This is a genomic window from Streptomyces sp. NBC_00096, assembly GCF_045041305.1.
GTDB lineage: Bacteria > Actinomycetota > Actinomycetes > Streptomycetales > Streptomycetaceae > Streptomyces.
This window is the reverse complement of sequence record NZ_CP108221.1, coordinates 5607327-5621111: the sequence shown is the minus strand read 5'-3', so window position 1 is coordinate 5621111 and position 13785 is coordinate 5607327. Positions and strand designations below refer to the sequence as shown.

Genomic DNA, 13785 nt, shown 5'->3' with positions numbered 1-13785 from the left:
AGGGGATGTGGTGGAGCAGCTCCGGAATGATGTTTCTTCGCTCGCATCTTCGGGACGGGGGTCGTGTGCCCGCATCAGTGCAGCCGTACTTTTTTCTCAGTTATGCGCATACACCGAGGTTCGGGGCGGGAGGACCCGACCCCGACATGTGGGTGGAGCGCCTGTTCCGCGATCTCTGCAGCCATGTCATGGCGCTGACGAATCTGCCCGCCGGAGCCGAGGCCGGCTTCATGGACCGGGAGATACGCAGCGGTGAGGGCTGGTCGGAACGGCTCGGGGCGGCTCTCGCCACCTGCCGGGTCTTCGTCCCCCTGTTCTCGCCGCGCTACTTCGCCAGCGAAATGTGCGGGAAGGAGTGGTTCGCCTTCGCGCAGCGCACCATCCACCACGTGGCGCTCAGCAACCAGCCTGCCGAAGCCATCGTGCCCGCCTTATGGGTGCCGGTACCGCCCTCCCAACTCCCGCTCCCCGCAGAGCGGTTGCAGTTCAACCACAACACCTTCGGTGAGCGGTACGTCACCGACGGGCTGTACGGCCTGATCAAACTGCGCGGGTACGCCGAGCAGTACGAGAGCGCCGTGTACGAGCTCGCCAAACGCATCGTCCGGGTCGCCGAGACCGTCCGGCTCGACCCGATCCGCCCACTGGACTACCGGCTGGTGCCCAGCGCCTTCGGCTCCCCGAGCAGTACCCCCAGCAGCACCGTCCGCTCCCTGCACGTCAGCGTGGCCGCCTCCTCCCGGCACGACCTGCCGGAGGGCCGCAGTCCCGAGTACTACGGGGACAGCGCGCTGGACTGGAATCCGTACCACCCGGTCTCCCAGCGGCCCATCGCCTACGTGGCCGAGGACCTGGTCCGCAACCTCAACTACCAGACGACGGTGGGGTCGTTCGACGACGAGGCCGGACACTTCGACTCCAAACAGCCGCCGACCCGGCCCGAGATCCTCATCGTCGACCGGTGGGCGGTGGAGGACGAGCAGCGCCGCCAGCGCCTCGCCGCCTTCGACCAGGAGTCCCGGCCGTGGATCAACGTGGTCGTGCCGTGGAACCGGTACGACCACCAGAGCCGCGCGAAGGAGGGCGAGTTGGCCCACCGGCTCGAGGACACCATGCCCGTCAAGATGAGCCAGGGCCGGGCCGCCTGCCGGGCCGCCGCCAACGGCGTGGCCAACATGGAGACGCTCGGGCAGATCCTGCCGCAGGTGGTGGAGGCGGCGGCCCAGCAGTTCCTCAGACACGCCCAGGTCTATCCGCCGGCCGGCAGTCCCGTGGCCGGCACCGAACGGCCCCGGCTGCTCGGCCCGATGGGGATGAACGGACCGCCGGCCCCACCGCCAGCCCCCTTCCCGCCCACCGCGGGCGCCGGCGGATCCGACGGGCAGGACGGGCAGGACGGGCAGGACGGGGCCGACCACATCAACGACAACGACCGGGGGGACGCGGATGACTTCCAATCGTGACAGCCAGAGTCGTGACAGCCAGCACAGCAGCCGTGACGATCGCCGCGAGGGGCACATCGTCACCTTCTACTCGTACAAGGGCGGCACGGGCCGCACGATGGCGCTGGCCAACACCGCCTGGATCCTCGCCGCCAACGGCAAGCGGGTCCTCGCCGTGGACTGGGACCTGGAGGCTCCCGGCCTGCACCGCTTCTTCCACCCGTTCCTCGACCCCTCCACCCTCGGTGCCACCACCGGGGTCATCGACCTGATCAGCGAGTACGCGTGGGCGGCCACCAGCCCGGTGCAGCGCCCCGACGACTGGCACAAGGACTACGCGCGGATCCAGCCGCACGCGGTCTCCCTCACCCCCGAGACCCTGGGCTGGGAGTTCCCCGACGGCGGCACGCTCGACTTCGTCTCGGCGGGCCGGCAGAACCGCGAGTACTCGGCGACCGTCTCCACCTTCGACTGGGACAACTTCTACGACCGGCTCGGCGGCGGCCTCTTCTTCGACGCCTTAAGGGCCGACATGAAGCGGAACTACGACTACGTCCTGATCGACAGCCGCACCGGCCTCTCCGACATAGCCGACATCTGCACCGTCCACCTCCCGGACGTGCTGGTCGACTGCTTCACCCTCTCCGACCAGTCCATCGACGGCGCCGCCTCCGTGGCCCGGCAGATCGACGAACGGTTCAACGACCGCGGCATCAAGATCTACCCGGTCCCGATGCGCATCGACGAGGGCGAGAAGGAGAAGGCGGACGCCGGCCGCGCGCTGGCCCGGATCAAGTTCGACCGCTTCCCCAACGGCCTGATCGGGGACGACCTCACCTCCTACTGGGGCGCGGTGGAGATCCCGTACCGCCCCTACTACGCCTACGAGGAGACCCTGGCCACCTTCGGGGACGAGGCCGGGCTCACCAACTCCCTGCTCTCCGCCTTCGAACGGCTCACCGCCGTGGTCACCGAGGGCGACGTCACCTCCATGCCCGCGATCGGCGAGGAGGTGCGCCTGCGCATCCGCGACGCCTTCACGCGGCGCCGCCCCGCCCTGCCCGCCGACCTCTTCCTCTCCTACGTCGCCGAGAACCGCATGTGGGCCGACTGGATCGAATCGGTGCTCACCCGGGCCGGATTCCGCGTCGTACCGAAGGACGTCTCCGCCGAGCGGGCCCCGGCCCCGGCCGCCGGGGACACCCTGGGCGGCGCCGGCATCAGCGTGGACAACGCCGCGCGCACCGTGGTGCTGCTCTCCAGCGCCTACCTCAAGTCCGCCCGCGCGGTGGACGTGTGGGAGCGGGCCGCCGCCGAGGACCCGACCGGGGGCCGGCGCCAGCTGGTGCCGCTGAGGGTGGGCGACGTACGCCTGTCCACCCCGTACATCGACCGCAATCCGGTGGACCTGTTCCGCCTCGACGAGGTGCACGCCACGACCGCGCTGCTGCGCGCCGTGGAACGGCCGATGGCCCTGCCCGACACCGTGGCCAGCGCCTCGGCGCCCGGCCCCCGCTTCCCGGGGACGGTCCCGAAGATCTGGAACGCACCGCCCCGCAACCCCGGTTTCACCGGACGCTCCATCGTGCTGGAGCGGATGCGCGACCAGCTCGGCGGCGGCATATCCGTGGTGCTGCCGCAGCCGCAGACCCTGTTCGGGCTCGGCGGCGTGGGCAAGACGCAGGTGGCGCTGGAGTACGTCCACCGGTTCATGGCCGACTACGACCTGGTCTGGTGGATCTCCGCCGAGCAGACCGACGACGTGGTCGCGGCCCTCGCGGAACTGGCCGTACGCCTGGGCGCGCAGACCGGCGAGGACATGTCGGCCGCCTCCCAGGAGGCGATCGACCTGCTGCGGCGCGGGGTTCCCTCCTCGCGCTGGCTGCTGGTCTTCGACAACGCCGACGATCCCGAGACCCTCAAGCGGTACTTCCCGCCGGGCGGCCCGGGACACGTGCTCGTCACCTCCCGCAACCAGTCGTGGTCCCAGTACGGCGACGCCCTCCCGGTGGACGTGTTCCTGCGCGAGGAGTCCATCGAGCACCTCCAGCGCCGGGCCCCCGGGCTCAGCAAGGACGACGCCGAGCAGGTGGCCGTCGCGGTCGGCGACCTGCCACTGGCCGTGGAGCAGGCGGGTGCCTGGATCGCGGAGACCGCGACCCCGGTGTCCGCGTACATCGAGCAGCTGGCCCAGCAGGCCGCCCGGGTGCTGGCGCTGAACCAGCCGCCCGGCTACCCGGAGCCGGTGGCCGCCACCTGGAACGTCTCCATAGAGCGGCTCCAGTCCCGCTCGCCCGCGGCCGTACGGCTGCTCCAGCTGTGCGCCTTCTTCGCCCCGGAGCCGATCTCGGCGAACCTGCTCTACAGCAAGGAGATGATCGACGCCCTCAAGCCGTACGACTCCTCCCTCCAGGAGAAGCTGGTACTGGGCCGCGTCATCCGGGAGATCGGCCGGTTCGCGCTCGCCAAGGTCGACCAGGTCAGCAACAGCATCCAGGTGCACCGCCTGGTGCAGGCCGTGATCCGGGCGCAGCTGTCCGAGGAGGAGCAGCGCGAGGCCCGGCACGCGGTGCACCGGATCCTCGCGGGTGCCCGGCCGGACGACGACGAGCCGATAGACAACCCGGAGACCTGGCCGCGGTTCAACACCATCTGGCCGCACCTGACCCCCTCCGAGGCCCGGTTCTGCAAGGAGCCGGAGACCCGCCGGCTGCTGATCGACCGCGTCCGCTACCTCTGGAAGCGCGGTGACTTCAAGGCCGCGTACGCGCTGGGCGAGGAGCTGCGCGAGACCTGGCGGGAGACCCTGGGCGGCGACGACCTGCAGTACCTGTACCTGCGGTTCCACCTCTCCAACATCCTGCGCTCGCAGGGCCGGTTCGTGGAGGCGATGGAGCTGGACGAGGGCACGCTGGAGCGCCAGCAGGCGGCGCTGGGCGCCTCTCATCCGCACACGTACATGACCACGAGCGGTCTGGCGATGGACCTGGGCGCGCTCGGCCGGTACGGCGAGGCGATGGAACTGGCCACGGCCGCGCACGAGGGCTTCGGGCAGATCTTCCACGAGGCCCACCCGCGCACCCTGGCCGCCGCGAACAACCTGGCGCTGAACCTGCGCATGATCGGGCAGTACGCGCGGGCCAGGGAGATCGACCAGGAGGTCTTCGACCGGCGCACCGAGGTGCTGGGCACGGACCACCCGTACACCCTGTCCTCGGCGCAGAACCTGGCGCGCGACCTGCGCGAAGTGGGCCGGTACGACGATTCGGTGCAACTGCTGGCCCGGACGTACGAGATCTACAAGCGGACCCTGGGCCGGGCCTTCCCCGGCACCCTGTCGGCGGCCAAGAACCTGGCGGTGTCGCTGCGCAGGGCGGGGGACGTGGAGGACGCGCTGCGGCTGACGACCGCGACCCGCAACCGGTACCGGGCCAAGTACACCTCGGTCAACCCGGACCTCCTGGCCTGCGAACTGAACCTGGCCGCGGACCTGTTCGCGACCGGGGACCCGGGGGCGGCGCGGGACCTGGCCCAGGAGGTGGTGGACGAGTACGTCAAGGTGCCGGGCGAGCGGCACCCGTACACGCTGGCCGCGGTCAACAACCTCGCGGTGTTCCACTGGGGCACGGGGGCGGCCGAGACCGCCGATCCGCTGCTGCGCCAGACCATCCACCACATGCGCGAGGTGCTGGGCGACAACCACCCGCACACCATCTTCGCCAACCTCAACCTGGCCAATGCCCGGGCCGATCTGGGCGATCCGGAGGGCGCCCTGGAACTGGAGCGGATCTCGGTGATGCGGCTGCGCGAGGCGCTGGGCGTGCACCACCCGGAGACGCTGGCGAGCTCCTCCAACATGGCGGTCAGCCTGGACATGATGGGCCGCAAGGAAGAGGCGAACCGGGTCCGGGCCGAGGCGGTGGCCGAACTGACGCGGCTGCTCGGCGAGGACCACGGGCTGACGCGGTACGCCCGCGACGAGCGGCGGGTCCACCGGGACCTGGAGCCGCTGGCGGTGTGATCCGCGGGGGCGGCTCCCGCCGGGGGCCGCCCCCGCACCTCCCCGATACACGTACGACCAGCAGACTGGGGGGTTCGCTGTGAGTGACAGCATGACCTTTCGCAACGAGGACCTGCCGGCCCTCTTCCACCACACCGACCAGGCGGCGATCTCCCGGCAGCGGGAGTCCACGCAGGCCACCCGCGCCCAGCTGATGCTGCTCGTCGCGGCAGCGGGGGCCGCCGCCCTGCCCGAGGGGCCGAAGCTCGGCTCGATGTACCTGACCGGGCTGTTCAGCGTGCTCGCCTACGCCGGGGTGCTGGCCGTGGGGGTACGGGCCACCAGGCGCCGGGCCCGCCCGCAGTGGCAGCTCAACCGCAGCGCCGCGGAGTTCATCAAATCGCTGGCCTGGCGGTACGCCGTCCACGGCGCCCCCTTCGGCAGTGATGTGCCGGGGGCCGAGGAGACGTACCGGACCCGGCTGGAGGCGGGGCTGAACGAGCTGCGGAAGATGGGCTGGGAGGATCCGCGGACCGCCGGGCTGGTGCCGGAGGGCGGCGAGATCACGGGTGCGATGTTCCGGCTGCGGGGGCTGGACTACCAGGTCCGCAGGGAGACCTACGTCCGGGACCGGCTGATCGAGCAGCGCAACTGGTACCAGCGCAAGACGGAGGTGTCCCGGCGGGCGACGGCCCTGTGGTCGTGGTCGATCGTGCTGCTGACCTGTCTGGCGCTGCTGTTCGCCCTCTTCGGATCGTTCGGCTCGGGTCCGGGGCCGACGCTGACCGCGCTCCTGAGCGCGGCGGCGACGGCCGGCATCGCCTGGAACGAGGTGCGGCGCCACCACCCGCTGATCGAGGCGCACACCCTGATCGAGCAGGACCTCTCCGCGATGATGGTCGTGATGCAGACGACGATCACCGAAACGCAGTGGCCGGGCGCGGTCTACGAGACCGAGCGGTACGTCTCCCCGCAGCACACGGACTGGCTGGCCCGGCACAGCAGTTGAGGCCGTGCGGCGTGGCCCTCAGTCCCGGGCCACGCCCTCGCGCCAGATCACGGTGACCGGTTTGCCGAGCGCGCGGGCGTAGGCGACGATCTCGGCGGTGCCGCCGTGCCCGCGGGCGGGCAGTCCGTCCCAGACGGCGACGAGCCGGTCGCAGGAGTCGGCTATGTAGGTGCCGGCCGCGTAGTAGGCCTCGTCGGTGGAGCGGGCGAAGTCCATCCGGACCTCCTGGGCGGCCCGGCGTTTGAGCCCCAGGTACCGGTCCAGGGCGCCGGGGTCCCCGAAGCCCTCCTCGTAGTCCCCGCTGGGGATGACCACGGTGAGGTCCGCGCCGCATTCCAGGGCGATGGCTGCGAACAGCTGGTCCGCTCCCTCGGCGAGGCTGGAGAGGGCCTCCAACGGCCCTTCGTGGCCTCCCAGTACGGCCCGCAGGCCCGCCTCCACATGGCCCAGCGCCTCGTCCGGAATCGACCGGTGTCCGGTCACGCCGATTCGCTTCATGCAGAAACCTGCTCCCCCCATGGACACGGACGCCCTGGACATCCTCCCAGAAGGCGGGAGGACGTCCAGGGGTGCGACGGGGGCGCACGGGTCGGGCGGGCCTAGTACACGCTGACCCCGTACGCGCTCAGTGCCTCGACGACGGGCTGGAAGAACGTGGTGCCGCCCGAGGAGCAGTTGCCGCTGCCGCCGGAGGTGAGGCCGACCGCGCGGGTGCCGGAGTAGAGCGGGCCGCCGCTGTCGCCGGGTTCGGCGCAGACGTTGGTCTTGATCATCCCGTAGACGATGTCGCCGCCGCCGTAGTTCACGGTGGCGTTGAGTCCGGTCACCGTTCCGCCGTGGATGCCGGTGGTGGAGCCGCGCCGGGTGACGGACATCCCGTTGGTGGCGTTGACGGCGCTGGTGATGTCCTGGCTGCCGACGGTGCCGGGCGGCACCGGGGAGTTGCTGGCGTACTTGATCAGGCCGTAGTCGTTGGTCGGGAAGCTGGAGCCGACGGTGGACCCGATGACCGTGGTGTGCGAGGAGCTGGTCCACCAGGTCCCGCGCCGTCGGTGCAGTGCCCGGCGGTCAGGACGTAGTAGGTGCTGCCGCTGCGGACGTTGAAGCCGAGCGAACAGCGCCAGCCGGAGGCGTAGATGGCGTCGCCGCCGGAGAGCAGCTTCGTCAGCTTGCCGGGGGTGCGTTCGATGCGCAGCGCGCCCGCGTCGGCTCCGGCCTCGCGGCGGATCCTGGCGAGGTCGGCCGTGGAGACGGTGGAGTCGGCGGTGACCACCAGGGTGCCGGTGGCGGGGTCGGTGTGCCAGGCGGTGCCGGCCACGTCGGCCCGCAGGACCGAGGCCCCGGCGGAGGCGAGCCGGTCGGCGCTGAAGCCGGCGTCCGCGTGCGCGGTGGCGGGGGCCGCGAGGGCGGCCACGGCGGTCATGCCCGTGGCCACGGCGAACAGTCTGGAACGGATGATGCGGGTGATCCTCACTTGTCGTCCTCCCGAAGGGGATCTGGGGCCCGGCCTGAGTGGGGTGCCGGAGCCCGTGGAGGGCGGCCGGGGGCACGGCGGACATCACTTCATTCGACGTGCCCCTGACAAGCCCCGAGAGACGCTGACGGGAGTTTCCTGGCGTCGGATTCAGCTGGCAAGGGCACCTTTCAGCCGCCGCTCGCCCGCCGCGATCTCGAAGGGCAGGGTGTTGCCGGGCGGCGGGAAGGGGCACACGAAGTGGTCCGCGAAGGCGCAGGGAGGCAGCTGGACCCGGTTGAGGTCCACGGTGATCGAGCCGTCGGCGGCCGGGGTGCCGGGCCTGAGGAACCGGAACCGGTAGCTGGAACGGCCGCCGGTGGCATCCCCGATGACCGCCCAGAGACTGCCGTCCCCCTCGTCCACCGCGACCTTCAGCGTGTGCCGGGCCCCCGCGAAGTCGAAGCTGAGCTCGCCGCCGAGGCCGAGCCCGCGCGAGCGGCCGTCGACGTTCTCGACCTGGACGGTCCGGTCCTCGCCGTACGGGCTGAAGTGCCCGGGCACCGCGTACGCCGGGTCGTGGGGGGTGGCCTCGATCCCGGTGAAGGCAGCGCGGCCCGGGGCGGCGGGGTCGAAGACCCTTACGGCCCAGTCGCCTTCGCGCCGGATCACCACGAGCCGTACCTCCCCGGCGCCGGTCCGGGAGCCGGCCGGCGGGGCCTCGTCGGCGGCGAGTACGGCGGATCCGGTGAAGGGCTCGCCGTCCAGGGTGATCCCGTCACCCGGGCCGGCGGTCAGGGTCACCCCGCCATCGGTGGCCCGCCAGTGCCCCGGAACGGCCGGAATTCGACCTTCCGGGTAATCGGCGAGCCAGTGGGTCCCGATCAGCGCCAGGGGCCCGTAAGGGGCGGACACGGTGGCCACCCGGTGCTCGTGCCACTGCTTCCAGGCGGTGGCGGGGTCAGCCGTGCCGTCCGGGTCTTCCACGTCGTCCACGTCCTCTGCGTCAGCGCTCATTCCGCCCAACCCTTCCACACGGGCCGCGCCGGAAACCCGGAAGGCCCGCCCATGGACACGAACGCACGGGACCTCCCCCCGGAAGGCGGGAGGAGGTCCACGTTCGAAGCGGGGTGCCCGGGTTTAGTAGACGGTCAGGCCCCAGTGGTTGAGCGCTTCCACGACGGGCTGGAAGTAGGTGGTGCCGCCCGCGGTGCAGTTGCCGCTGCCGCCGGACGTGATGCCGACCGCGCGGTTGCCCGAGTAGAGCGGGCCGCCGCTGTCGCCGGGCTCGGCGCAGACGTTGGTCCGGATCAGGCCGTAGACGATCTCGCCGTTGCCGTAGTTCACGGTGTAGTTGAGACCGGTCACCTTGCCGCTGTGGGTACCGGTGGTGGAACCGCGCCGCGTCACGGCGAGGCCGTTGGTGGCGTTGATGGCCTTGCTGATGTCCTGGCCCGCGACGGTTCCGCTGTGCTTGACGTTCTTGTTGTCGTAGCGGATGAGCCCGTAGTCGTTGACCGGGAAGCTGCCGCTCTGGGCCTGGCCGATCTTCTGCGAGCGCGAGGCGTTGGTGTACCACATGCCCGCACCGCTCGTGCAGTGACCGGCGGTCAGGATGTAGTACGTGTTGCCCTTGCGCACGTTGAAGCCGATGGAGCAGCGCCAGGACGTGGTGAATATCGCGTCACCACCGGTGGTCAGCTTCGACAGCTTGCCGTGGGTGCGCTCGATGCGCACCGCCGAGGCGTTCGCCCCGGCCTCCTTCTTGATCTTGTCCAGGTTCGCGTCCGAGACGGTGGAGTCGGCCGTGACCACGAGGGTGCCGGAGGCGGGGTCGGTGGCCCACGCGGTGCCCGGGACATCGGCGCGCAGAACCGAGGCCTCGACCGCAGCGAGGCGCTCGGCGTTGACGCCGCCGCCGTTCGGGGCCTCGGACGCCGACGCGGGAACCGCGAGGGTGGCCACGGCGGTCATACCGGCGGCCACGGCGAACAGCCTGGAACGGAAGATGCGCTTGATTGTCACTTATTGTCCTCCCGGAAGGGATCGAAGGCTCGGATGCAGGTGCGGTGCCTGAGCCTGTGCGAGTGTCCGGAGGCACGACGAACTGAACTCCGTTCGACGTGCCCCTGACAATCTTCGTAAATGCTATCGAATGTTTTCCGCCGTCAGATACCCACGGCGAGACCATCTTTTGGCCATCCAGGGCCTCCCAGGGCCCTCATCGGCATGTTCACGCCACACGAGCAGGGCTTCAGGGACCCCGAACGGCCGGAATTCGCCCTGTCGGGCAAGCAGGGGACAGCCCGGGGCAAGCAGCGGACGAGCGGGGGCAGCGGACGAGCCGGGGCAGCCGGCAGGCCGGTGGCCGGGCAGGGCTCAGCAGTCGCAGCCGCACCCGTCACAGCAGCAGCCGTCGCAGCAGCAGCCGTCCCCGCACCCGTCGCACGGGCAGTCGCAGTCGCACGCGTCGCACCAGGGGTCCCTCTTCTGCCGGGACCACGGCCCCTCGTGCTCCGTACAGCACAGCTGGCAGGTGCAGAACAGCCCCAGGGCCACCGCGCAGCCCGAGAGCAGGTCGCGCCGCGGCTTCTGCGGGGGCGGCGGCGGGCCGAAGCCCACCGGGGGCGGACCGAAGCCGCCCTGGCCGGCCGGGGCCGTCGCGGTGTGGGCGCAGCCGGCCGTCCCGAAGGCCCGGTCCACGGAGGTGCGCAGCTCGTGCACGAGCAGCCGGTGGGCGAGGCCCGCGTCGGCGAACTCCACCTCCCGCAGTGCCAGCCGGATGCCGTGCAGGGAGTCGTCGCAGAGCCTGCGCGCCTCGGCGCGGGAGGTCCCGGTGGCGGTCAGCGGGTTCCAGGCGCCCGCCGCGGCGTCGGCGGCCTGGTCCTCGACGGCGTCGAGGAGGTGCGCGAGCCTCCCGAAGTGGCGTCCCGCCTCGGCGAGCGCGGCGGCGTTGCCTGGCCGCCCGGCGAGGGTCGCGGTATGGGCGAAGGCGGCGGCCGTCGCGGTCTCGGTCGGCTCGGTCACCACGAGCACCGGGGTGCCCGCGCCCGCCAGGGTCTCGATGCCCGCCTGCCGGTCCACGGCGTCCACGAGGACGGCCGTGTCGAAGCCGAGCGAGGCTCCGGTGCGGGCGCCCGCCCGGTCCCAGCCCCGGGCCACCCGGCGCGCCGCGAGGGCGATCGGGGCGCGGGCCAACAGCCCGTCCCGGTCGGCCACGTGGTCCCGTACCTTCGCGGAGGCCAGGACCAGCGAGACGGCGGCGGCGAGCCTCGCCCCCTCGCCGTTGGCCACCGCGGCGGTGCGCATCCCGCGCAGTGGACAGGGCCCCGCGGTGCGCCGGGAGCTCGCGGCGGGTCCGGACTGAGCCTCCGTCAGGACGGAGACGAGCAGCCCGTCGTAGTTGGTCACGATCCTCGCGAACTGGCCGTGGTCACCCCTAAGTGCCAGGCACAGCCCGCAGAGATGGGCCATCCACTCCGTCTTGAACCGCTCTCCGAGCCGGTGCGTGCAAGGTCTGACGATGCCGAACAAAACGATTCCCCCGTGTGTCATACGCGTGCTCGACGGGCATCGTAGCGAGACCGCCCGTCACCCGTACGTCCCCCTCGGTCACCCGTACGGGCGCACTGGTCGTATTTTCACTCAGTCAGCAGCGGTAGCCGCCTGGATCCTTGACCGTGCAACGGATGTTCTGCACCAGTACCGTCACGAAACCCCTGCGCGGCGACTATCCACTTGGCGCGTTGTCAGCATCATGGACGACGATAGGGACGCGGAAGAGAAGACAGACTGACCGCGATGAAAGGAGGCGTCCATGGGTTCGGTGCGCAAGGCGAGTGCCTGGCTGGGTCTCGTAGAGGACAGCGACGACGAGCGTTACTACGACGACGACTACGCGGAGGCCCCGCAGGGGGGTTCGGTGGTCGGCCCCGGCGAGCAGTGGGTCACCGACCCGCGCGTCAAGGTGGCCTCGGAGTCCGCCGTCGAGCAGGGCCGCCGCATCGCGACGGTCACCCCGGACGGTTTCCGTGACGCGCGCGGCATCGGCGAGCTGTTCCGCGACGGTGTCCCGGTCATCGTGAACCTGTCCTCGATGGACCCGGGCGACGCGAAGCGCGTGGTCGACTTCGCGGCCGGTCTGACCTTCGGCCTGCGCGGCTCGATCGAGCGGGTGGCGACCAGGGTCTTCCTGCTGACCCCGGCCGACACCCAGATCGTGAGCGGCGAGTCCCCCGGCCGCTCGCGCGACTTCTTCAACCAGAGCTGAGCAGAGCCTCACCTGCCGCCTCCCGGCCCTCCCCGGCTCAACGGAAGGCGTCGAGCCCGGTGAGTGCCTTGCCCAGCACGAGCTGGTGCATCTCGACGGTGCCCTCGTAGGTGAGCACCGATTCGAGGTTGGTGGCGTGCCGCATGACGGGGTACTCGAGCGAGATCCCGTTGGCACCGAGGATCGTCCGCGCGGTGCGGCAGATGTCGATGGCCTCGCGGACGTTGTTGAGCTTGCCGAAACTGATCTGCTCCGGCCGCAGGGTGCCCGCGTCCATGCGCCGGCCCAGGTGGTGGGCGAGCAGGATCCCCTTGTGGAGTTCCAGCGCCATGTCCGCGAGCTTGGCCTGGGTGAGCTGGAAGCCGCCGATGGGCCTGCCGAACTGCTCGCGCGTCTTGGCGTAGCCGAGCGCCGCCTCGAAGCTGGCGCGCGCCGCGCCCATGGATCCCCACACGATCCCGTACCGCGCGTGGCTGAGGCAGCCGAGCGGCCCCTTGAGTCCGCTGACGCCCGGAAGCACCGCGTCGGCGGGCAGCCGTACGTCGTCCATGACCAGCTCACTGGTCACCGAGGCGCGCAGGGACCACTTGTGCTTGATCTCCGGAGCGGAGAAGCCGGCGGTGTCCGTGGGTACGGCGAACCCGCGGATCCCCTCCTCGGTCTGCGCCCAGACCACGGCCACGGCGGCCACCGAACCATTGGTGATCCACATCTTGCGGCCGTTGAGCACCCAGTCGGTTCCGTCGCGCTTGGCGTGCGTACGCATCGCGCCGGGGTCGGACCCCACGTCCGGCTCGGTGAGCCCGAAGCAGCCGATGAGCTCGCCGGCGGCCATGCCGGGCAGCCAGCGCTGCTTCTGCTCCTCGGAGCCGTACTTCCAGATCGCGTACATCGCGAGCGAGCCCTGTACGGAGACCAGGGAGCGGATCCCGGAGTCGGCGGCCTCCAGCTCCAGGCAGGCGAGCCCGTACTGGACGGCGCTCGCTCCGGCGCAGCCGTACCCCTGGAGCGACATCCCGAGCGCCCCGAGGGAGCCGAGCTCCTTCGCGATCTCCCGGATCGCGGGGAGCTCACCGTTCTCGTACCACTCGGCGATGTGCGGCAGCACCCGGTCGGCGGCCCAGCCGCGGACGGTGTCCCGGATCGCGAGGTCCTCGGGCGTGAGGAGCTCGTCGAGCCCGAGCGGGTCGGTGGGTACGAAGGACATGGAGCCTCCTGGCAGGCCGGGATCGCAAAACCTAGCGCCGCAAGTTTGTCGTCCCGCCCGGCCGCGGTCCACCCGCTCCGGGTGTGACCCCGGTCCTGTCTCCCCCGGGACGGACGGGGCGGCGGGCCCCGGCGTTCCCGCGATTCACATCCTCCCGTTCGGCTGTGAGTTCGAGGTCGCCGAACCTCAAGGGAACCTCCGGGAGGCCTCCCCGGAACCGCCGTGAAGTGAAGGAGATGTAAGGAAGCGGAGGGGGGCCGAAGTGGACTCCGGCCACAATTACGGGAAGTCCTGAAGGAATTCGAAAGAGAATTCACCCCGGGCGTGTCGCGTGACGGTAAATGAAAGGTCCGGACGAAGTCGGCGCCCACACGACTGTCGACAATCCGTGACACAAGCGTGAC

Annotated in this window: 9 protein-coding genes and 1 pseudogene; 4 read left to right on the top strand and 6 right to left on the bottom strand. The window is 71.0% G+C overall.

Annotated features, from left to right (window positions below):
- The first annotated feature begins 29 nt into the window (after window positions 1-29).
- The 3 genes from OG904_RS24815 (at window position 30) to OG904_RS24805 (ending at window position 6451) form a co-directional block, all read left to right on the top strand.
- The gene (locus OG904_RS24815) at window positions 30-1463 is read left to right on the top strand and encodes a TIR-like protein FxsC (RefSeq protein ID WP_405498242.1); all 1434 of its coding nucleotides are present in this window, start codon (window positions 30-32) and stop codon (window positions 1461-1463) included.
- A complete protein-coding gene (gene fxsT, locus OG904_RS24810) occupies window positions 1447-5463 on the top strand; it encodes an FxSxx-COOH system tetratricopeptide repeat protein (RefSeq protein WP_405494513.1) in 4017 nt (1338 codons plus the stop codon). Before OG904_RS24815 ends, fxsT begins: the two co-directional genes overlap by 17 nt.
- A gap of 91 nt (window positions 5464-5554) precedes the next feature.
- Window positions 5555-6451 (top strand): DUF4231 domain-containing protein, encoded by an 897-nt coding sequence (locus OG904_RS24805; RefSeq protein ID WP_405494511.1) that lies wholly within the window; start codon window positions 5555-5557, stop codon window positions 6449-6451.
- Between the two features lie 18 nt (window positions 6452-6469).
- On the opposite strand, the gene OG904_RS24800 is transcribed toward OG904_RS24805, so the two are convergent.
- The 5 genes and pseudogenes from OG904_RS24800 to OG904_RS24780 form a co-directional block, all read right to left on the bottom strand.
- Entirely contained in the window at window positions 6470-6949 is a 480-nt protein-coding gene (locus tag OG904_RS24800) for a hypothetical protein (RefSeq protein ID WP_405494509.1), read from the bottom strand.
- 101 nt (window positions 6950-7050) lie between these two features.
- Window positions 7051-7874, bottom strand: a pseudogene (locus OG904_RS24795) (S1 family peptidase).
- 201 nt (window positions 7875-8075) lie between these two features.
- A complete protein-coding gene (locus OG904_RS24790) occupies window positions 8076-8921 on the bottom strand; it encodes a DUF1684 domain-containing protein (RefSeq protein ID WP_405494507.1) in 846 nt (281 codons plus the stop codon).
- Window positions 8922-9044: 123 nt separating this feature from the next.
- Entirely contained in the window at window positions 9045-9878 is an 834-nt protein-coding gene (locus tag OG904_RS24785) for a S1 family peptidase (protein WP_405498240.1), read from the bottom strand.
- A gap of 405 nt (window positions 9879-10283) precedes the next feature.
- Entirely contained in the window at window positions 10284-11438 is a 1155-nt protein-coding gene (locus OG904_RS24780) for a DUF5685 family protein (protein WP_405494505.1), read from the bottom strand.
- Between the two features lie 283 nt (window positions 11439-11721).
- On the opposite strand from OG904_RS24780, the gene OG904_RS24775 reads away from it, so the two are divergent.
- On the top strand, window positions 11722-12174 hold the full coding sequence (locus tag OG904_RS24775) for a cell division protein SepF (RefSeq protein ID WP_405494503.1): 453 nt from the start codon (window positions 11722-11724) through the stop codon (window positions 12172-12174).
- Window positions 12175-12211: 37 nt separating this feature from the next.
- Here the strand turns inward: OG904_RS24775 and OG904_RS24770 are convergent, their stop codons facing one another.
- Window positions 12212-13381 carry an acyl-CoA dehydrogenase family protein gene (locus OG904_RS24770; protein ID WP_405494501.1) on the bottom strand — a complete coding sequence of 390 codons (1170 nt, stop codon included), beginning with the start codon at window positions 13379-13381 and terminating at the stop codon, window positions 12212-12214.
- Window positions 13382-13785 lie beyond the last annotated feature (404 nt).